Here is a 16,891-nt window from a genome sequence, read left to right as displayed (position 1 = left end):
ATGGAAATCCCACCCCATTCGCCGACCTGTTTACGCGGGGACCTGTTCAGGTTTTGCCAGCAAGCTTGGTTAACAGCGCGATAGGAACTGGCCCGGATGGCCGGTTATTATCTTTTAAAATCATATATTTATACATAATATAGGCGGGTCTTCGTGACCGACCATCCCTCCTCGACGGCCCAGGCTGACACAATATACGGCCGTGCCTCACCGATTCGCCGGCTGAGAAATCTTGCACGCAGAGACCGAATTCTCTGCGGCCTCTGCGCGAATCAAAGGAAGAACAAGCGGGGCGGCAACGCGAATCGTTTCCGGCGTCGCCAGCAAAAGGATCAGATCCCTTCGCCCGAGAGCCGCTGGCAGATCATATCGAGCTGGTCGAGCGACGCGAATTTCAGCGTCAGCGCCCCCTTGCCCTCGCCGGCATATTGAATCGCGACCCCGATGCCGAGCAATTCGGAAAGGTGGCGTTCAACCGCGACAATGTCGGGGTCACGCCCGCCGTCCATGCTCTTATATTCGAGCGGCCCCTTGCGCGGCGCATCGCCGCCCTTTGCGGCGCGGACAAGCGCCTCGACGGTGCGAACCGACAGGCCCTCCTTCGCCACGCGGCGCGCGATCGCTTCGGCATCAGCCGCGCCGATCAGCGCGCGTGCATGCCCCATCGCCAGCGATCCGTCGCCGACGAGCTCCTGCACGCTTTCGGGCAGGTCGAGCAGGCGCATCAAATTCGCGACATGGCTGCGCGACTTGCCGACCAGCTTCGCAAGCGCTTCCTGGTTATGGCCGAAATCCTCGATCAACCGGCGATAGGCGCTCGCCTCTTCGATCGCGTTGAGGTCCTGCCGCTGGATATTCTCGACCAGCGCGATCTCATAGGTCGCGGCATCGTCCAGTTCGCGCACCAGCGCGGGAATCTGGTGCAGCCCGGCGCGCTGCGCCGCGCGCCAGCGCCGTTCGCCCGCGACAAGCTGGTACCCGTCGCCATCAGGCGACCGGCGCACGATGATCGGCTGCAGCAATCCGCGCAGCCCGATCGAATCGGCCAGCTCGGCAATGGCATTTTCGTCGAAATGGCGCCGCGGCTGGCCGGGAAGCGGGCGAATCGATCCGACGCCGACATGCTGCACCGCGTCGCCCGATACCGGCGTGGCCTTCGTCGCGCTGCCGGGCGTCGCGAGCACCGGCGCCTCGACCGCGACGTCGCCGAACAGGGCGTTCAGCCCGCGCCCGAGCCCCGACGGCCGCTTGCGCGCAGGCGTCATATCCGGTTGCTTTTCGTCTTTATTATCAGCCATTTATGCCGCCTTGCGGATTTCGGGGAGCCGGTCGATCAATTCGCGCGCGAGCGCAATATAGGCCGCCGATCCGGCGCAGCGATGATCGTAGATCAGCGCCGGCAGCCCATGGCTCGGCGCTTCGGATAGCCGCACGTTGCGCGGTATCACCGTGTCGAACACCACCGGGCCCAACACTTCGCGCACATCGTCGGAAACCTGGTCGGTCAGCCGGTTACGCCGGTCGAACATGGTCAGCGCTACGCCGAGGATCGACAATTTCTGGTTGAAGCGCTCACGCACACGTTCGACCGTGGTGAGCAGCTGGCTGAGCCCCTCGAGCGCGAAAAATTCGCATTGCAGCGGCACGATGAGCGATTCGGCGGCGATCAGCGCGTTGAGCGTCAGCATGCCGAGCGACGGCGGACAGTCGATCAGGCAGATATCCCACTGTCCGGCCTCGGTGCTCGACAAGGCCTGCTGCAGCCGGTGCAGCCGGTCCTGAAATTCGATCAATTCGATCTCGGCGCCCGACAGATCGACCGTCGCCGGTACGATATCGAGCCGCGGTACCGCGGTCGGAATCGCGCATTCGGCGACGCCCGCGTCACCGCGCAGCAATTCATAGCTCGAAAATTCGCGCTGCGATTGCTTGATCCCGAGCCCCGTCGAGGCGTTGCCCTGCGGATCGAGATCGATGATCAGCGTCCGCCAGCCCGTCGCCGCGAGCGCGGTCGCCAGATTGATCGCGGTCGTCGTCTTGCCGACCCCGCCCTTCTGGTTCGCCACGGCAATGCGGATCATCGCTTTCCTCGCTGTTTTGCCGCGATTTTTCCGGTGCCGACCAAAATCTGGCTGTCGGCATCGGTGCGGCTCTGTTCCACGTGGAACATTCTCTGCCATGGCTGCGGCAGCAATGCCAGTTCCTTAACCGCGTTTCGTCCCTTTGGCAGCAGCCAGTACGTCGATTCGGTGGAAAAACGCGCGGATAAGTCGAACAGCCGGTCGAGTGGCGCAAAGGCGCGCGCGCTGATCGTCGCCGCGGGCCGCGTCTCGACGCGCTCGAGCGGCGCCTCGGCGACCTCGACGTGCCTCAGGTCCAGTTCGGCCGCAACCGAGCGCAAAAAGTCACAGCGCTTCTTTCGCGATTCGACAAGCAGCATCGGCCGCGCACTCAGGATAGCGACGACCAGCCCCGGCAACCCCGGCCCGCTGCCCAGGTCAATCCAGAGCCCGTCGCCGTGGCGCGTATCGAACGACAGCAGCTGCGCGCTGTCGGCGATATGCCGCACCCATAGCGTCGGAATCGTCGACGCAGCGATCAGATTCTGCCGCGCATTTTCGGCGATGAGCATCGCCGCAAAACTGTCGAGCCGCGCCCATTGCGCGGCGGTCGGCGCAAACGCCGCGCCAATCCAGGCGCGCGCGGCTTCTTCGCTCATCAGAACCCCGTCATCCACCGTCGCCACCTCAATCTCGTCATTCCCGCGAATACAGCTATCCCGACCCCTCCCCAATGCCTTTCGTCTCTGCGCGAGATTTCGAAATCGTCACGCAAAGGCGCAAAGAAGAAGATGCCATTTCACTTTGACGGCCAGACCCCGACACCGGTGTTGCCATGCAGCCTCCCAATTCCGTTCGCATCCTCGCCGCTCTGCGTGAACCTTTGCCTTCCATCTTCTGCGATCTCTCCGCGAAAATCATTCAGAACATGTCAGCGGCCTACCCAAATCGACGACCTGCGGGCCTCAACAAACTTAGCCGGCGCGGCTCGATTCAAGCCGCGCGTCGCCGGCTGTGCACCATGATCGCGGTCAGCGCCGCCGGCGTCACCCCGTCGATCCGCGCCGCCTGCCCAAGTGTTTCGGGCCGCGCCCTGGTCAGCCGCTCGACCATCTCGCGCGACAATCCGCCGATCGCCGCATAATCGAGCGCGGGATCGAGCATGATCGCCTCGTTCGCCGCGAGCGAGCGCAATTCGGCCTCCTGCCGCGCGATATAGGGTGCATAATGCGCGTCCTCGGCGACCTCCGAGAGAATCGCACAATCAATCGTTTCGAGCTCGGGCGCGAGTAGCGTCAGCCGCGACATCGTCACGTCGGTATAGCGCAGCAGGTCGATCCGGCGCCGCGCGATCCCGTCGCCCGGTAGCCCGAGCCCGATCACGGCATAATCGGCGGTCGCCACCGGCGCATCGAGCAAGGCTTCCGCCCGCGCGCGCTCACCCTGCCGCGCTTCGAACAGCCCCGCGGTCGCCGGCCGCACGAGCCCCAATGCGATGCCCTTCGGCGTTAGCCGCGTCGCGGCATTGTCGGCGCGCAGCCGCAGCCGATATTCGGCGCGCGCGGTGAGCATCCGATACGGCTCGGTCACGCCCTGCAACACCAAGTCATCGACCATCACCCCGATATAGGATTCGCTGCGGTCGAGAATCAGCGCTTCGCGTCCCTGCACCGCAAGCGCGGCATTGGCGCCCGCGACCAGCCCCTGCGCCGCGGCTTCCTCATATCCCGTCGTCCCGTTGATCTGCCCCGCGCACCAGAGGCCACCGATTTCACGCACCTGCAACGTCCGATCGAGCGCGCGCGGATCGATGTGATCATATTCGACCGCATAGCCCGGCACGACCATCTCGACCGTCTCGAGCCCTTCCATCGTACGCAGCATCGCGAGTTGCACATCGGCGGGGAGCGAAGTCGAAATGCCGTTGGGGTAGACGAGGAAGGAATCGAGCCCCTCGGGTTCGAGAAACACCTGGTGCCCGTCGCGATCGGCGAATCGGTGGATCTTGTCCTCGATCGACGGGCAATAGCGCGGCCCCGCCGCGCCAATTGCGCCGGTGAACAGCGGAGAGCGGTCGAGATTCGCCGCGATGATCGCATGGCTTTCGCGGTTGGTGCGCGTGATCGCGCAGAAAATCTGCGGGACCGTCCGCTCGCTGTTCCACGTGGAACAGGTCCAGGTCGCGCCTTCGGCGCTGTCCGAGGCCTGCTCGTCCAGCCGCGCCCAGTCGATCGTCCGCCCGTCGAGCCGCGGCGGCGTCCCTGTCTTGAGCCGCGCCATCGGCAGGTTGGCGGAGCGAAGCTGCTGCGCCAGCCGGTGTGCGCCCGCTTCGCCGATACGCCCTCCCGCCATTCGCTCCTCGCCGCGGAAAAGCCGGCCGCCGAGAAAGGTTCCGGTCGCGAGCACGACGGCGGATGCTGCCAGCCGCGACCCATCGCCGAGCTCCAGTCCTTCGACGCGCGATCCATCGGCCGAAAGCACCAGCGCTGCCGCTTCGCCTGCGACGACCGAGATGCTATCCTCGGCGGCAAGAAAATCCTGGATCGCGTCGCGGTACAGTTTCCGGTCGGCCTGGATCCGCGGCCCTTGCACCGCCGCGCCCTTCGACGCGTTGAGCATCCGGTAATGGATCGCCGCTTTGTCGGCCGCGCGCGCCATCCATCCGTCGAGCGCGTCGACTTCGCGCATCAGATGGCCTTTGCCGAGCCCGCCGATCGCCGGGTTGCACGACATCGCCCCGATCAGCGCGGGATCGAAACTGACGAGCGCAACGCGAGCGCCCAAACGAGCCGCCGCGGCGGCCGCCTCGGTCCCGGCGTGCCCACCGCCGACGACGATGACATCGTAAATCACTGGATCCTGCATGATTGGGGCGCCTTTAGCGCAAAGCGGCCAGCGAATCCACCGCGTCGCGCATCCTGCGATGTTTCACGTGGAACATCATTTCCCGATGCAGAAACGCCCGAACAACGCGTCGAGCATCTCCTCGACTCCCGCCCGCCCGGTGATCCGGTCGAGCGCCGTCCCCGCGAGCCGCAGACGCTCGGCGAGCAGGATCAGGTCGCGCGCCTCGCGTGAACCCGTCTCGATCTCAAGCCATTGTTTTGCCTCGGCAAGCGCGGCGCGCTGACGCTGGCGCAGCGCCGCCTCGCCTTCGCGCGGCAACAAGGTCCGCGCCATCTCGACGATATAGCGGTGGAGCTTCTCCATCCCCTCGCCCGTCGCCGCCGACAGGGCGATATCGGCAAGCGCCGCTTCGGCTTCGGCCGCTGCATCGCCCCGCCAGCGATCGAGCTGCGCCGCGATCAGGATCGCGCGCGGATGGTCTGGCGCTTCCTTGGGCGGCCCGAGCCACAACAATATATCGGCCCTCTCGACCGCCGCCTTCGCGCGGTCGATGCCGATGATTTCGATATCGTCGGTACTTTCGGCGCGCAGCCCGGCGGTGTCTGAAAAGCGCATCGCGATCCCATCCAGCGCCAGCGGGGTTTCGATCACATCGCGCGTCGTTCCCGCGACGGGCGACACGATCGCCAGCTCACGCTGCGCCAAGGCATTGATCAAGGTCGATTTTCCGGCATTCGGCGGTCCCGCGATCACGACCGACAACCCCTCGGCGATTACCTCCGCCGCCGGCCGCGCCAGCCATTCGCCCAGCTCGCCCGCGAGCGCGCCCATCCCCGAAATCAGACGCCGCGCGACATCGTCGCCAGTTTCGACATCGTCCTCGTCGGCGAAATTCAGCTCGGCCTCGGCCCCCGCCATCAGCCCGAGCAATCGATCCTGCCATCCCGCCACCGCGCGCGACACATGCCCGCTCGCCATGCCCAGCGCCTGCACGCGCTGGCTCTCGGTCTCCGCCGCGAGCAGGTCGGCGAGCCCCTCGGCCTCAGCGAGATCGATCCGCCCGTTCTCGAACGCCCGCCGCGTAAATTCGCCCGGCTCCGCGCGCCGCAGTCCCGGCATCGCCCCGAGCGACGCCTCGACCGCCGCGACCACCGCTCGGCCGCCGTGCAGATGCAGCTCGGCCAGATCCTCGCCCGTCGCCGTCGCCGGTCCCGGAAACCAGAAAATCAGCGCCCGGTCGAGCGCCGCGCCGTCGGCGTCCTTCAAGTCCGCGAGCGACGCCCGGCGCACTTTGGGCACCCGCCCCGCAAGCGCGTGCAACGCCTCGCGAGCCCCGGGTCCGCTCACGCGCACGACGCCGATCGCTGCCGGCGGCATCCCGCTCGACAACGCAAAAATCGTATCTCTTACAACGGCTTGGTTCAGCTCTTGCGTCCCTTGGCGGGCTTGTCGTCATCGGCCGCGTCGCTCGATTTCGACGTCCCGCCCATCAGCCCGCCGCCGAACTGGCCGAGCAACGACTGGACGAGTTCGAGCCCGCTGCCGCCCATCGGCACCCAGGTCTTGACCATCGACTGGACGAGGTCGGGGGTGATCCCCTTCGCCATCAGCTCCTTGACGCGGTCGAGGTAGATATCGTGCAGCGGCTCGAGGTCGGGAAGACCGAACAGGCGCCGCGCCTCTTCGGGGGTGCAATCGATCTCGATATTGAACTTCATCGCCTGTCTCCGACCCGAAATGCCCGTTAGCCGCTTGAGCCATGCTCGCAGCCCCGCTAGCTTCGCGCTTTCACAGCAAAGAAGCAAGAGACAGGAGAGCTCCCCGCATGGCCGCGACGAACACCGATATCCCGACGCTCGACGGCGCCGGCACCCTTCCCGCCTATGTCGCGCGTCCCGATGCCGACAGCACTGGCGCGATCATCGTCATTCCCGAAATCTTCGGCGTCAACGAAGGCATCCGCAAGAAATGCGACGACTGGGCGGCCGAAGGCTATCTCGCGATTGCGCCCGACATCTTCTGGCGTTTCGCCCCCGGGGTCGAACTCAATCCCGATGTCGAAGCCGAACTGCAGGAGGCCTTTGGCTATTTCGGCCAATATGATGCCGACGACGGGGTCAAGGATATCGAAGCGGCGATCCGATGGCTCCACGGCCAAGGCGCGACAAAGGTCGGCGCAGTCGGCTTCTGCCTCGGCGGGCGGCTCGCCTATATGACGGCCGCGCGCACCGATATCGACGCGTCGGTCGGCTATTATGGCGTGATGATCGACCAGATGCTGAACGAGAGCCATGCGATCGCCCGGCCGCTGATGCTCCACATCCCGACCGAGGATCATCTCGTCGACCATGATGCGCAAAAGCGGATCCACGAAGGGCTCGACCCGCATCCCAAGGTGACGCTCCACGACTATCAGGGCCTCGACCATGGCTTTGCCGCGACGATGGGCAACCGCCGTGACGAAGAGGGCGCCCGGCTGGCCGACGGCCGCACGCGGGCCTTCTTCGCCGAGCATCTTTCATGAGCGGGCATCCGGGGCTTGCCGCCTGGCACGCCTATATGGCGGACGGCGGCGACCCGCAGGCGCTCAGGGACCTGCTCGCCGCCGATGCGGTGTTCCATTCGCCCGTCGTCCACACGCCGCAGGAAGGACGCGACAAGGTCTTCGCCTATCTCCACGCGGCAAGCCATGTCCTCGGCGGCGACGATTTCCGCTATCTGCGCGAGATCGTCGACGGCGATCAGGCCTGCCTCGAGTTCCAGAGCAATCTCGACGGCATCCAGATCAACGGGGTCGATATCATCCGGTGGGATGAGGATGGAAAAATAAGTGATTTCAAGGTGATGATCAGGCCCTTGAAGGCAATCAACAAAGTCTGGGAAAAAATGGCCGAGATGCTCGCGGCACAGGCCGCGCGCTAGATCAGGCTCAGCCCGGCGAGTTCGCGGTAGAGTTCGGGCGGCAATTCGCCGATGCCGCTGGCATCGTCGATGCCCTTGGGCGCATCGGCGTCGGTCAGGTAGCGCCACCCCTGGTGCGCCCGCTTCGGCTGCGGATGCACGCGTTCGAGCTGGGCGACGCACACGATATCGACCCGCCCGTCGCTGCGATCATCGAAGCGCAGGATCTCGACGCGCGCGACGAGCGTGTGCTTGACGATGAAATGCAGCTTGCCGCCGACCAGCTCGTCGGCCCGCTTGGGCCGAAAGCGCGTCGCAAATCGGATCTCGCCATCTTGGGCATAATTTTCGATCCGCGCTTGCAGCGCCGGATAATCGGAACAACCGACGGCAACGCGGGTCATGTGGAGCTGAGGCATGATCGCGAGATGGGAAGCCGATACGAAAAAGCCAGCCCCCCGGGGGACTGGCTTTTTTGTTTCGAGGCAAGAAAAATCGATTAGCCGAACAGCGTTCCGATCCCGACGCTCTGATCGACCCAGCCTTCGTAAATCATCTTGACCGCGACATAGATAATCACGGCGAGGCCGAGATAGGCGATCCAGCGATAACGCTCGATATATTTGGCGATGATGTTTGCCGCGACGCCCATCAGCGCGACGGCAAAGATCAAACCGACGATAAGGATGCCGGGGTGCTCGCGCGCGGCACCCGCGACCGCGAGCACATTGTCGAGGCTCATGCTGACGTCGGCGACGGCAACCGCCCAGGCGGCACCTGCGAAACTTTTGGCAGGCTTCAGACCCGAATGTTCATCGCCCGCAATCTCGGGCGAACCCTGCGACTGGCCCGTGTGACGCAATTCGCGCCACATTTTCCATGCGACCCAGATCAGGAGCAGCCCGCCGACGAAGATCAGTCCGACAATCTGCATCAGCTGTGTCACAACGAGCGCGAAGGCGATTCGAAGCACAAGCGCCGCGAGCACGCCGATCAGGATGACCTTCTTGCGCTGGTCGGCGGGCAGCCCCGCGGCAAGCGCGCCGACGACGATCGCATTGTCGCCCGCGAGGACGAGGTCGATCATCAGCACCTGCAGGAACGCCGCGAAGGCGGCGGGCTCGGTAATGTTCGAAAAATCCTTGACGATCGCATCCCACATTCCGGCGGGACCGCCGAAACCGCCGGCGTGCGCCGCGGCCTGAGTCAGAAATTCCAAAATCACAGCGGCTCTCCGAAATAGCTGACCTCTGGCATAGGGTCATAAAAGCGATGCAGCAACGCCCGCCACTGCCGATAGCGATCCGATTGCCGGAAGCCGTCGCGGTGATCCGCAATCGACCTCCACTTTACCAAAAGCAGATAGGGCTGTCCGGTTGCCGTCGGGCGGAAAATTTCGAGGAAAATAAAGCCCGGTGAGGCTTCGATCAGCGGTCTGGCTTGGACCATGGCCGCCTCGAACGCCTCTTCGCCGCCCGCCCTGACGGGTAGCAAGGCGTGTTCGAGGATAGCCATGGCGCTGGCTTATTGGTTCATGCTGTCGAAGAAATCCTCGTTGGTCTTCGAATCCTTGATCTTGTCGAGCAGGAATTCCATCGCGTCGATGGTGCCCATCTGCATGAGGATGCGGCGCAGCACCCACATTTTCGACAGCTTGTCCTTTTCGACGAGCAATTCTTCCTTGCGGGTGCCCGACTTGCCGACGTCGAGCGACGGGAAGATGCGCTTGTCGGCGACCTTGCGGTCGAGCACGATTTCGGAGTTACCCGTGCCCTTGAATTCTTCGAAGATGACCTCGTCCATGCGGCTGCCGGTATCGATCAGCGCGGTCGCGATGATCGACAGCGAACCGCCTTCTTCGATGTTACGCGCGGCGCCGAAGAAGCGCTTCGGGCGTTGCAGCGCGTTCGCATCGACACCGCCGGTCAGCACCTTGCCCGACGAGGGAACGACGGTGTTGTAGGCGCGGCCGAGGCGCGTGATCGAATCGAGCAGGATGACGACATCCTTCTTGTGCTCGACGAGGCGCTTGGCCTTTTCGATCACCATTTCAGCGACCTGGACGTGGCGCGTCGCGGGTTCGTCAAAGGTCGAGGAGACAACCTCGCCCTTCACGCTGCGCTGCATGTCGGTGACTTCCTCGGGCCGTTCGTCGACGAGGAGGACGATCAGATAGACCTCGGGATGATTGTCGGTGATCGCCTTGGCGATATTCTGCAGCAGCACCGTCTTACCCGTGCGCGGCGGCGCGACGATCAGCGCGCGCTGGCCCTTGCCCTGCGGGCTGACGAGGTCGATGACGCGCGCCGACTTGTCCTTGACGGTCGGGTCGACGGTATCCAGCGACAGCTTCTGGTTCGGATAGAGCGGCGTGAGATTGTCGAAATTGACGCGGTGACGCACCGCCTCGGGATCGTCGAAATTGACCTTGATCAGCTTGGTCAGCGCGAAATAGCGTTCGCCGTCGCGCGGCGCGCGAATCTCGCCCTCGACCGTGTCGCCGGTGCGCAGGCCATATTTGCGGACCTGGTTCGGCGAAACATAGATGTCATCGGGACCCGCGAGATAGTTCGCGTCCGACGAGCGCAGGAAACCGAACGAGTCGGGGAGAACCTCGATCGTCCCAGATCCAATGATTTCCTCGCCCTCTTCGGCGAGTTCCTTGAGGATCGAGAACATCAGGTCCTGCTTGCGCAGCGTCGATGCGCCTTCGACGCCCAGTTCTTCCGCCATTTCGACAAGCTGGGCGGGCGCTTTGGTCTTGAGTTCTTTGAGATGCATGGGATGGATTCCGGGTAGAAAATCAGGGAGAAATGAAACGAATTCGTTGCACCGCTGGGGTGCCCTATCCGGCCGTGGGACGACCGTTAAAGATAGCGTCGGCGCGGGGACGCGCCGCCCACATGAAGCGGGGTTGATCGGCCCCTATATCCGGGCCGGGTCCAAGTCAATCGGGCTGCGTCTGGAGGCGCGGATTCTACGGGCGGACGACGACGAGGATGACGATGATCGCCGCGGCGATGCCGGGAACCTCGTTGAGCATGCGCAGCTGTTTTTCGGTGAGCGGACGCTCGCCCTTCTTCAGCTTCTTGAAATAGCCGATCATCCAGCCGTGATAGCCCGACAGCCCGACCACGAGCAGCAATTTGGCGATGAACCAGCCCTCGCGCCAATAATCGCCGTTGAAGGCGAGCATCAGCCCGAAAATCCAGACGATGATCAGCGACGGGTTCAGGATGATCCGCCGCAGCCGATCCTCGCGCTCGATCCACGTCCTGTCCTCGTCGGATCCGACCGGCGCCTGGTGGTGATAAACGAAAAAGCGCGGCATCATGAAGAGGCCGGCCATCAGGAAGATCACGAAAATAATATGCGCGGCTTTGACCCAAAGCATCGTCGCCCCCAGAAAACCAGCCAGTTCCATAGATTATCCGCCGCGAACGCGTTTGATGAGATGTTCGACATGCGCGATCGGCGTGTCGGGCACGATGCCATGGCCGAGATTGAAGATATGGGGACGCGACGGGAAAGCCGCAAGGATGCGGTCGATCGCCGTATCGAGCGCCTCGCCCCCGGCGACGAGCGCGAGCGGATCGAGATTGCCCTGCACCGGCAGATGTGACGGCAAGGCGGCATCGGCCCATGCCGGGTCGACCGTCTCGTCGAGTCCTATCGCATCGATCCCGGTCTCGTCGGCATAGGCGCGAAGCTTGCCGCCCGCGCCCTTTGGAAAGCCGATTACCGGCGTATCGGGGTGAAGCGCCTTCAATCGCCGCACGATCTCGGCATTGGGCGCGATCACCCATTGCTCATATTGTGCGGGGGACAGGCTCCCGGCCCAGCTGTCGAACAATTGCACGGCGTCGACGCCATTTTCGATCTGCCCCGACAAATAGGTGACGCTGAGGTCGATGATCGCATCGACGATCGCCTGAAAGGCAGCCGGATCGCCGAAAGCCATGCGCCGCGCCAGCGCCTGGTCCTTCGACCCCTGCCCCGCCACCATATAGGTCGCGACCGTCCAGGGGCTTCCTGCAAAGCCGAGGAAGGTCGTCTCGGGCGGTAGCGATGCTGCAACGCGTACGACAGTCGCATAGATGGGGTCGAGCCGCTGCGGTGCCGCTTCGAGCGACGCCAATGCGCCATCGACGAGCGGCGGCGCGAGCCGCGGCCCCTCGCCCGCCTCGAACCACAGATGCTGGCCGAGCGCGTGCGGGATGACGAGAATGTCGGAAAAGAGGATCGATCCGTCGAAACCGAAGCGGCGGATCGGCTGCAACGTCACTTCGGCCGCGGCCTCGGGATCATAGCAAAGCTCGAGGAAACCGCCTTTGGTTTCCCGAAGCGCGCGATATTCGGGCAGATAGCGTCCCGCCTGGCGCATCAGCCATAGCGGCGGGCGCTCTTGCTGCACTCCGCGCAGCGTGGCGAGCAAGCTCTTCGGTGACGCCTTCACGCGGCCCTTCTTTCTCTCTTCATATATATTTAAATATAATTGTGGTGGTTTGTTGGTCGGCGGACAAGGCGGCTTTAGGCCGGAGCGCCCCTTTTGCCAACAGCTTGACTCCCGTGACGGCAAGCCAGCAGGCAGAGTCGCACCAGGCTTTCCCCCTAATTCACAGCCTGTGGATAAGATTCATCCCGTGTGGATAAGCGGTGGAGCGGAATCGACACGGCGGGGGACGAATCTTTCCTGCCCAATCCGTCCCTGCGCTTATGCCAAACTTGTCCACAGGGCGTTTTTCGTCGGCGCGGGCCTGATCCGGCATTGCCTTTTTTCGCCGATTCCCGCCATGGTGGCGCGATGGGCCGGCTTCACCTCCACCTCATATCCGATTCCACGGGCGAGACGCTCGAAAATATCGCGAAGGCGGCGATCGCGCAGTTCGACGATGTCGAGGTCGTGCGCCATTTCTGGCCGATGGTGCGGTCGGAATCGCATCTCGACCGGATCATGGCCGAGGTGCAGGCGAGTCCCGGCATGATCCTCTTCACCCTCGTCAACGGTGAGCTGCGCGCCAGCCTCGAACGTCGCGCGAGCGCGCACGCTCTTCCCACCGTCGCCGCGCTCGACGCGGTGACCGACGCGCTGTCGCGGATGCTCGGGCAGGAAGCAAAGGCGCGTCCCGGCCGCCAGCATGTCCTCGACGCCGCCTATTTTGCGCGCGTCGAGGCGATTCAGTTCACCGTCGCTCACGACGACGGCATCGGCTGGGAAAATTGGGAACAGGCCGACATCGTCCTCGCGGGCGTGTCGCGCACCTCGAAAACGCCGACGAGTATCTATCTCGCCAATCGCGGCTTCAAGACCGCGAACATCCCGATCGTCCCCGAATCGCCGCCGCCGAACGCGCTGTTCAATCTGAAGCGCCCGATGATCGTCGGGCTGACGACCGGGCTCGACCGGCTCGTTCAGGTTCGCCGCAACCGGCTGCTTTCCTTGAATCAGGCGCCCGAAACCTCTTATGTCGACGACGAACGCGTCAAGGCCGAGCTCGCTTATGCGCGGCGGATGTTCGCCGACAACGGCTGGCCGGTGATCGACGTGACGCGCCGCTCGATCGAGGAAACCGCCGCCGCCGTGATCAAGCTCGTCGAAGACCGCTCCGCCGCAGCATGACCTTGCTCCTCGCCTCGCAAAGCAGCGGCCGCGCCGCGATGCTCCGCGCCGCCGGCCTCGATTTTGAAACAAGCGCCGCGCATGTCGACGAGGAGGCACTGACCGCTTCGCTCCTTGCGGCCGGTCAGACTCCGCGCAACATCGCCGACGCGCTCGCCGAGGCGAAAGCCGTCAAAATCTCGTCGCGCCTTCCCGGGGTCACCGTGCTCGGTGCCGACTCCACGCTTGCGCTCGACGATGGCGCGATGCTCTCGAAACCCGCCACGCCCGAAGAGGCGGCCGAGCATCTCCGCCGCATGGCGGGCGCGCGCCACCGCCTGTTCAGCGCCGCGGTCGCCGCGCGCGATGGCGCGCCGGTATGGCGCGCGATCGGTGAGGCGAAGCTGTGGATGCGCCCCTTGTCGGACGCCTTCATCGCCCACTATGTCGCGCAAAACTGGGACAGCATCCGCTGGACCGTCGGCTGTTACGAAATCGAGGGAGCGGGCGTGCAATTGTTTGAAAAGGTCGAGGGCGATCCCTGGACGATCATCGGCATGCCGATGCTGCCCCTGCTGGCGTGGCTGCGCACCACCGGATTGGCGCCGCAATGAGCACGCCTTTCGCAGAAGTCATCGGCGACCCGATCGCCCAGTCCAAATCGCCACTGATCCACGGCTTCTGGCTCGACGCGCTCGGGCTGCCGGGCGATTACCGCCGCGCGCATGTGAAATCCGAAGAGCTCGCCGCCTATATCGCCGAGCGGCGCATTGATCCCGACTGGCGCGGCTGCAACGTCACCATGCCGCACAAGGCCGCAGTGATGGGTCTTGTCGACGACCCCGGCGACATTCGCGGCACGATCGGCGCGATGAACACCATCGTCCGCCAGCCCGACGGTGCGCTGATCGGCACCAACACCGACGCCGCCGGCTTTTATTCGCCGCTCGCCGAACTCGATCTCGAGGGCGCCCCCGTCGCGGTGGTCGGCGCCGGCGGCGCGGCGCGCGCGGTGCTGTTTGCGCTGGCCCGCGCGAACGTCGGCTCCGTCACCATCCTCAACCGCAGTCCATTGAAAGCGATGGGCCTGCTTGCGACCTTCGGGCTCAGGGGCGATGTCGTGGCGCTCGATGCACAGCTTCCCCCCGTATCTCTGCTCGTCAATTCGAGCAGCCTCGGCATGGCGGGCCAGCCGCCGCTCGATCTCGACCTGTCGCCGCTCCCCGACGACGCGATCGTCTACGACCTCGTCTATTCGCCGCTCCAGACGAGGCTCCTCAAAGCCGCGGCGGCGCGCGGCCTCGACACCGTCGACGGGCTCGACATGCTGATCGGCCAGGCTGCGCTCGCCTTTGAACTCTTCTTCGGCGCCACCCCGCCCGAGGGCCGTGACGAGGAATTACGCGCGCTGCTGGTGGCCGGATAATCGCGTGACCCACCGCCCGCGCCCCGGCTCGCGACTCCGCCGACCGTTCATTCTCGGGCTCACCGGCTCGATCGGCATGGGCAAATCGACCGCGGCGGCGATGTTCGAGCGTGAGGGCGCCCCCGTCTTCGACGCCGATGCCGAAGTGCACCGGCTGCAAGGCCCCGGCGGCGCGCTCGTCGCCGCGATCGAGGCGCGTTTTCCCGGCACCACGGGCCCGAACGGCGTCGACCGGCAGAAACTCGGCGCGCGCGTGATCGGCAATACCCATGAACTCGCCGCGCTCGAAGCGATCGTCCATCCGGCGGTCGGCAAGGCCCAGAAACGCTTTCTCGCGCGCCACCGCGCGCGCGATTTCGTCGTGCTCGACATCCCCCTGCTCTTCGAAAAGGGCGGCTGGCGCAAGGTCGGCGCGATCGCGGTCGTTTCGGCGCCCGCGTGGATGCAGCGCAAACGCGTGATGCGGCGCCCCGGCATGACGACGGCGAAATTGAAGGCGATCCGCCGTCTGCAGGTTCCCGACCGGGTCAAGCGGTCGCGCGCCGATTTCATCATCGAAACGGGCCGCCCCAAAAGCGAGACGCACCGCCAAATTCGTTTCATCACCTCTTGTTTCCACGCCCGATAGGGTCCAGATTGAACCTTCGATGCGCGAGATTATTTTCGATACCGAAACCACGGGTTTCGATCCCAGAAGCGGGGACAGGCTGGTCGAAATCGGATGTGTCGAGTTGATCGGCCGCCGTGAAACCGGCGTCACCTTCCACGCCTATTTCAATCCCGAGCGCGATATGCCCGCCGCGGCCGAAGCGGTGCACGGGCTGTCAATCCAATTCCTTTCGGACAAGCCGCTCTTTGCGACGCGCGTCGACGAACTGCTCGAATTTCTCGGCGATGCGCCGCTCGTCGCGCACAATGCCGCGTTCGACTTCGGATTCGTCAACGCCGAGCTGGCGCGCGCCGGCCGGCCCGCGCTCGACATGGCGCGCATGTGCTGCACGGTGCAGATGGCGCGCAAGCTCCACCCGGGCGCCAAGCACAGCCTCGATGCGCTCTGTACGCGCTACGGCATCGACCGCAGCCACCGCGTCAAGCATGGCGCGCTGCTCGACGCCGAGCTGCTCGCCCATCTCTATATCGAAATGACCGGCGGCCGGCAGATCGGCCTCGGCCTCGGCCTCGGAGCCGCTTCGGCGGTATCGGGGTCGATCGACCTCCCCTCGCCCGCGGCATCGCGCGGTCCCGGCCGCCCCTTTCGCGAACCCCGTCCCCATATGGCGTCGGCCGCCGAACTCGCGCGGCACGCCGAATTTGTCGCAGGGCTGAACCAGCCGCTGTGGCTCGATACGGTGTAACGACTCTCCCATTGTCGTCGCACCGGCCAAGAAGGAGAAGAAAAATGGAAATCCGCGTCTCTGGACACCAGATCGAAACCGGCGAAGCGCTGCAGGCGCATGTGTCGGACCGGATGAACGCGATTGCCGACAAATATTTCTCGCGCGCGATCGGGGCACATGCGACCTTCGGGAAAGGTCCGCACGACAGTTTCCAGTGCGACATCGTCGCGCATGTGATGCAGGGGCTCGTGCTCAAGGGCCATGGCCAGGCGCAGGACGCGCATGTCGCGTTCGAGGGGGCGGCCGAACGCATCGAAAAGCAGCTCAGGCGCTACATGCGCCGGTTGAAGGATCACAATAATGGCGTCGCCGCGCCGTCGCCGACGGTCGACGAGATCGAGGACAATGCAGGCTATACCGTGTTCGATCCTGGCAGCGAGGAAGACGCGGGCGATGCGCCGGCGATCATCGCCGAAACGCGCGTCGATATCCCCAGCAGCAGCGTGTCCGACGCCGTGATGATGCTCGACCTTCGGAACACCAACGCGCTGCTCTTCGTCAACAGCAAGACCGGCGCACACAACATGGTCTATCGCCGCGACGACGGGACAATCGGCTGGGTCGAACCACGATAGGGCTGGCTTTTCTTCGCCATCCGGCTTAAGGGCCGCGCCCAACGATGCCCGAAGCCGGGATGGCGGGGGGCCTGCCACGACAGATC

Annotated in this window: 20 protein-coding genes; 8 read left to right on the top strand and 12 right to left on the bottom strand. The window is 64.6% G+C overall.

All coding sequences use genetic code 11. The annotated features are described in order from the left end of the window. Positions 1 to 332 precede the first annotated feature (332 nt). The 6 genes from HDC29_RS11650 to HDC29_RS11625 all read right to left on the bottom strand — a co-directional run bounded on the left by HDC29_RS11650 (position 333) and on the right by HDC29_RS11625 (position 6,625). On the bottom strand, positions 333 to 1,298 hold the full coding sequence (locus HDC29_RS11650) for a ParB/RepB/Spo0J family partition protein (RefSeq protein WP_179497699.1): 966 nt from the start codon (positions 1,296 to 1,298) through the stop codon (positions 333 to 335). After that, positions 1,299 to 2,081 (bottom strand): ParA family protein, encoded by a 783-nt coding sequence (locus tag HDC29_RS11645; RefSeq protein ID WP_179497697.1) that lies wholly within the window; start codon positions 2,079 to 2,081, stop codon positions 1,299 to 1,301. Beyond that, complete coding sequence (gene rsmG, locus HDC29_RS11640) at positions 2,078 to 2,719, bottom strand: 16S rRNA (guanine(527)-N(7))-methyltransferase RsmG (protein ID WP_179497695.1); 642 nt, start codon at positions 2,717 to 2,719, stop codon at positions 2,078 to 2,080. The genes HDC29_RS11645 and rsmG overlap by 4 nt, the downstream gene beginning before the upstream one ends. 334 nt (positions 2,720 to 3,053) lie before the next feature. Next, positions 3,054 to 4,925 carry a tRNA uridine-5-carboxymethylaminomethyl(34) synthesis enzyme MnmG gene (gene mnmG, locus HDC29_RS11635; RefSeq protein WP_179497693.1) on the bottom strand — a complete coding sequence of 624 codons (1,872 nt, stop codon included), beginning with the start codon at positions 4,923 to 4,925 and terminating at the stop codon, positions 3,054 to 3,056. A gap of 75 nt (positions 4,926 to 5,000) precedes the next feature. Then, a complete protein-coding gene (gene mnmE, locus HDC29_RS11630; protein WP_373562812.1) occupies positions 5,001 to 6,305 on the bottom strand; it encodes a tRNA uridine-5-carboxymethylaminomethyl(34) synthesis GTPase MnmE in 1,305 nt (434 codons plus the stop codon). A 23-nt stretch (positions 6,306 to 6,328) separates the two neighbouring features. After that, entirely contained in the window at positions 6,329 to 6,625 is a 297-nt protein-coding gene (locus HDC29_RS11625) for a DUF6489 family protein (RefSeq protein ID WP_179497691.1), read from the bottom strand. 107 nt (positions 6,626 to 6,732) lie between these two features. Between HDC29_RS11625 and HDC29_RS11620 the strand changes: the two genes are divergently transcribed. Then, the gene (locus HDC29_RS11620; protein ID WP_179497689.1) at positions 6,733 to 7,431 is read left to right on the top strand and encodes a dienelactone hydrolase family protein; all 699 of its coding nucleotides are present in this window, start codon (positions 6,733 to 6,735) and stop codon (positions 7,429 to 7,431) included. Beyond that, on the top strand, positions 7,428 to 7,829 hold the full coding sequence (locus HDC29_RS11615) for a nuclear transport factor 2 family protein (RefSeq protein WP_179497687.1): 402 nt from the start codon (positions 7,428 to 7,430) through the stop codon (positions 7,827 to 7,829). The genes HDC29_RS11620 and HDC29_RS11615 overlap by 4 nt, the downstream gene beginning before the upstream one ends. Here HDC29_RS11615 and HDC29_RS11610 read toward each other — a convergent pair. From HDC29_RS11610 to hemE, 6 genes are all read right to left on the bottom strand, one after another. After that, on the bottom strand, positions 7,826 to 8,212 hold the full coding sequence (locus tag HDC29_RS11610) for a DUF1489 domain-containing protein (protein WP_257018254.1): 387 nt from the start codon (positions 8,210 to 8,212) through the stop codon (positions 7,826 to 7,828). The genes HDC29_RS11615 and HDC29_RS11610 overlap by 4 nt on opposite strands. 95 nt (positions 8,213 to 8,307) lie before the next feature. Beyond that, positions 8,308 to 8,970 carry a TerC family protein gene (locus HDC29_RS11605; protein WP_218844561.1) on the bottom strand — a complete coding sequence of 221 codons (663 nt, stop codon included), beginning with the start codon at positions 8,968 to 8,970 and terminating at the stop codon, positions 8,308 to 8,310. 59 nt (positions 8,971 to 9,029) lie between these two features. Continuing rightward, complete coding sequence (locus tag HDC29_RS11600; protein WP_179497683.1) at positions 9,030 to 9,323, bottom strand: antibiotic biosynthesis monooxygenase; 294 nt, start codon at positions 9,321 to 9,323, stop codon at positions 9,030 to 9,032. 9 nt (positions 9,324 to 9,332) lie between these two features. Beyond that, positions 9,333 to 10,589, bottom strand: a complete 1,257-nt coding sequence (gene rho / locus HDC29_RS11595) for a transcription termination factor Rho (RefSeq protein WP_179497681.1) — start codon at positions 10,587 to 10,589, stop codon at positions 9,333 to 9,335. A gap of 196 nt (positions 10,590 to 10,785) precedes the next feature. Next, complete coding sequence (locus HDC29_RS11590; RefSeq protein ID WP_373562798.1) at positions 10,786 to 11,202, bottom strand: CopD family protein; 417 nt, start codon at positions 11,200 to 11,202, stop codon at positions 10,786 to 10,788. 33 nt (positions 11,203 to 11,235) lie between these two features. Continuing rightward, positions 11,236 to 12,264: a uroporphyrinogen decarboxylase gene (hemE, locus tag HDC29_RS11585; protein ID WP_179497677.1), complete on the bottom strand. Its 1,029-nt coding sequence runs from the start codon at positions 12,262 to 12,264 to the stop codon at positions 11,236 to 11,238. Positions 12,265 to 12,612: 348 nt separating this feature from the next. Between hemE and HDC29_RS11580 the strand changes: the two genes are divergently transcribed. Genes HDC29_RS11580 through hpf form a run of 6 tightly spaced genes read left to right on the top strand, consistent with a single transcriptional unit; the run spans position 12,613 to position 16,805 of the window. Then, the gene (locus HDC29_RS11580) at positions 12,613 to 13,428 is read left to right on the top strand and encodes a pyruvate, water dikinase regulatory protein (RefSeq protein WP_179497675.1); all 816 of its coding nucleotides are present in this window, start codon (positions 12,613 to 12,615) and stop codon (positions 13,426 to 13,428) included. Further along, the gene (locus HDC29_RS11575) at positions 13,425 to 14,021 is read left to right on the top strand and encodes a Maf family protein (RefSeq protein WP_179497673.1); all 597 of its coding nucleotides are present in this window, start codon (positions 13,425 to 13,427) and stop codon (positions 14,019 to 14,021) included. Before HDC29_RS11580 ends, HDC29_RS11575 begins: the two co-directional genes overlap by 4 nt. Beyond that, positions 14,018 to 14,833: a shikimate dehydrogenase gene (locus HDC29_RS11570; RefSeq protein ID WP_179497671.1), complete on the top strand. Its 816-nt coding sequence runs from the start codon at positions 14,018 to 14,020 to the stop codon at positions 14,831 to 14,833. The genes HDC29_RS11575 and HDC29_RS11570 overlap by 4 nt, the downstream gene beginning before the upstream one ends. 4 nt (positions 14,834 to 14,837) lie before the next feature. After that, positions 14,838 to 15,461 (top strand): dephospho-CoA kinase, encoded by a 624-nt coding sequence (gene coaE, locus HDC29_RS11565; RefSeq protein ID WP_179497669.1) that lies wholly within the window; start codon positions 14,838 to 14,840, stop codon positions 15,459 to 15,461. A 19-nt stretch (positions 15,462 to 15,480) separates the two neighbouring features. After that, a complete protein-coding gene (gene dnaQ, locus HDC29_RS11560) occupies positions 15,481 to 16,188 on the top strand; it encodes a DNA polymerase III subunit epsilon (RefSeq protein WP_179497667.1) in 708 nt (235 codons plus the stop codon). 44 nt (positions 16,189 to 16,232) lie between these two features. Further along, the gene (gene hpf / locus HDC29_RS11555) at positions 16,233 to 16,805 is read left to right on the top strand and encodes a ribosome hibernation-promoting factor, HPF/YfiA family (protein WP_179497665.1); all 573 of its coding nucleotides are present in this window, start codon (positions 16,233 to 16,235) and stop codon (positions 16,803 to 16,805) included. The last annotated feature ends 86 nt before the right edge of the window (positions 16,806 to 16,891 follow it).

This window comes from Sphingopyxis sp. JAI108, assembly GCF_013410105.1.
Lineage (GTDB): Bacteria > Pseudomonadota > Alphaproteobacteria > Sphingomonadales > Sphingomonadaceae > Sphingopyxis > Sphingopyxis chilensis.
Note: the sequence above shows the minus strand (reverse complement) of the source record. Positions and strands in the feature narration are given on the sequence as shown.

Bases quoted from the DNA above. Each gene is read 5' to 3' on its own strand.
- HDC29_RS11650 (WP_179497699.1), bottom strand. From the start codon at position 1,298: ATGGCTGATAATAAAGACGAAAAGCAACCGGATATGACGCCTGCGCGC.
- HDC29_RS11645 (WP_179497697.1), bottom strand. From the start codon at position 2,081: ATGATCCGCATTGCCGTGGCGAACCAGAAGGGCGGGGTCGGCAAGACG.
- rsmG (WP_179497695.1), bottom strand. From the start codon at position 2,719: ATGAGCGAAGAAGCCGCGCGCGCCTGGATTGGCGCGGCGTTTGCGCCG.
- mnmG (WP_179497693.1), bottom strand. From the start codon at position 4,925: ATGCAGGATCCAGTGATTTACGATGTCATCGTCGTCGGCGGTGGGCAC.
- HDC29_RS11625 (WP_179497691.1), bottom strand. From the start codon at position 6,625: ATGAAGTTCAATATCGAGATCGATTGCACCCCCGAAGAGGCGCGGCGC.
- HDC29_RS11620 (WP_179497689.1), top strand. From the start codon at position 6,733: ATGGCCGCGACGAACACCGATATCCCGACGCTCGACGGCGCCGGCACC.
- HDC29_RS11615 (WP_179497687.1), top strand. From the start codon at position 7,428: ATGAGCGGGCATCCGGGGCTTGCCGCCTGGCACGCCTATATGGCGGAC.
- HDC29_RS11610 (WP_257018254.1), bottom strand. From the start codon at position 8,212: ATGACCCGCGTTGCCGTCGGTTGTTCCGATTATCCGGCGCTGCAAGCG.
- HDC29_RS11605 (WP_218844561.1), bottom strand. From the start codon at position 8,970: ATGTGGGATGCGATCGTCAAGGATTTTTCGAACATTACCGAGCCCGCC.
- HDC29_RS11600 (WP_179497683.1), bottom strand. From the start codon at position 9,323: ATGGCTATCCTCGAACACGCCTTGCTACCCGTCAGGGCGGGCGGCGAA.
- rho (WP_179497681.1), bottom strand. From the start codon at position 10,589: ATGCATCTCAAAGAACTCAAGACCAAAGCGCCCGCCCAGCTTGTCGAA.
- HDC29_RS11590 (WP_373562798.1), bottom strand. From the start codon at position 11,202: ATGCTTTGGGTCAAAGCCGCGCATATTATTTTCGTGATCTTCCTGATG.
- HDC29_RS11580 (WP_179497675.1), top strand. From the start codon at position 12,613: ATGGGCCGGCTTCACCTCCACCTCATATCCGATTCCACGGGCGAGACG.
- HDC29_RS11575 (WP_179497673.1), top strand. From the start codon at position 13,425: ATGACCTTGCTCCTCGCCTCGCAAAGCAGCGGCCGCGCCGCGATGCTC.
- HDC29_RS11570 (WP_179497671.1), top strand. From the start codon at position 14,018: ATGAGCACGCCTTTCGCAGAAGTCATCGGCGACCCGATCGCCCAGTCC.
- dnaQ (WP_179497667.1), top strand. From the start codon at position 15,481: ATGCGCGAGATTATTTTCGATACCGAAACCACGGGTTTCGATCCCAGA.
- hpf (WP_179497665.1), top strand. From the start codon at position 16,233: ATGGAAATCCGCGTCTCTGGACACCAGATCGAAACCGGCGAAGCGCTG.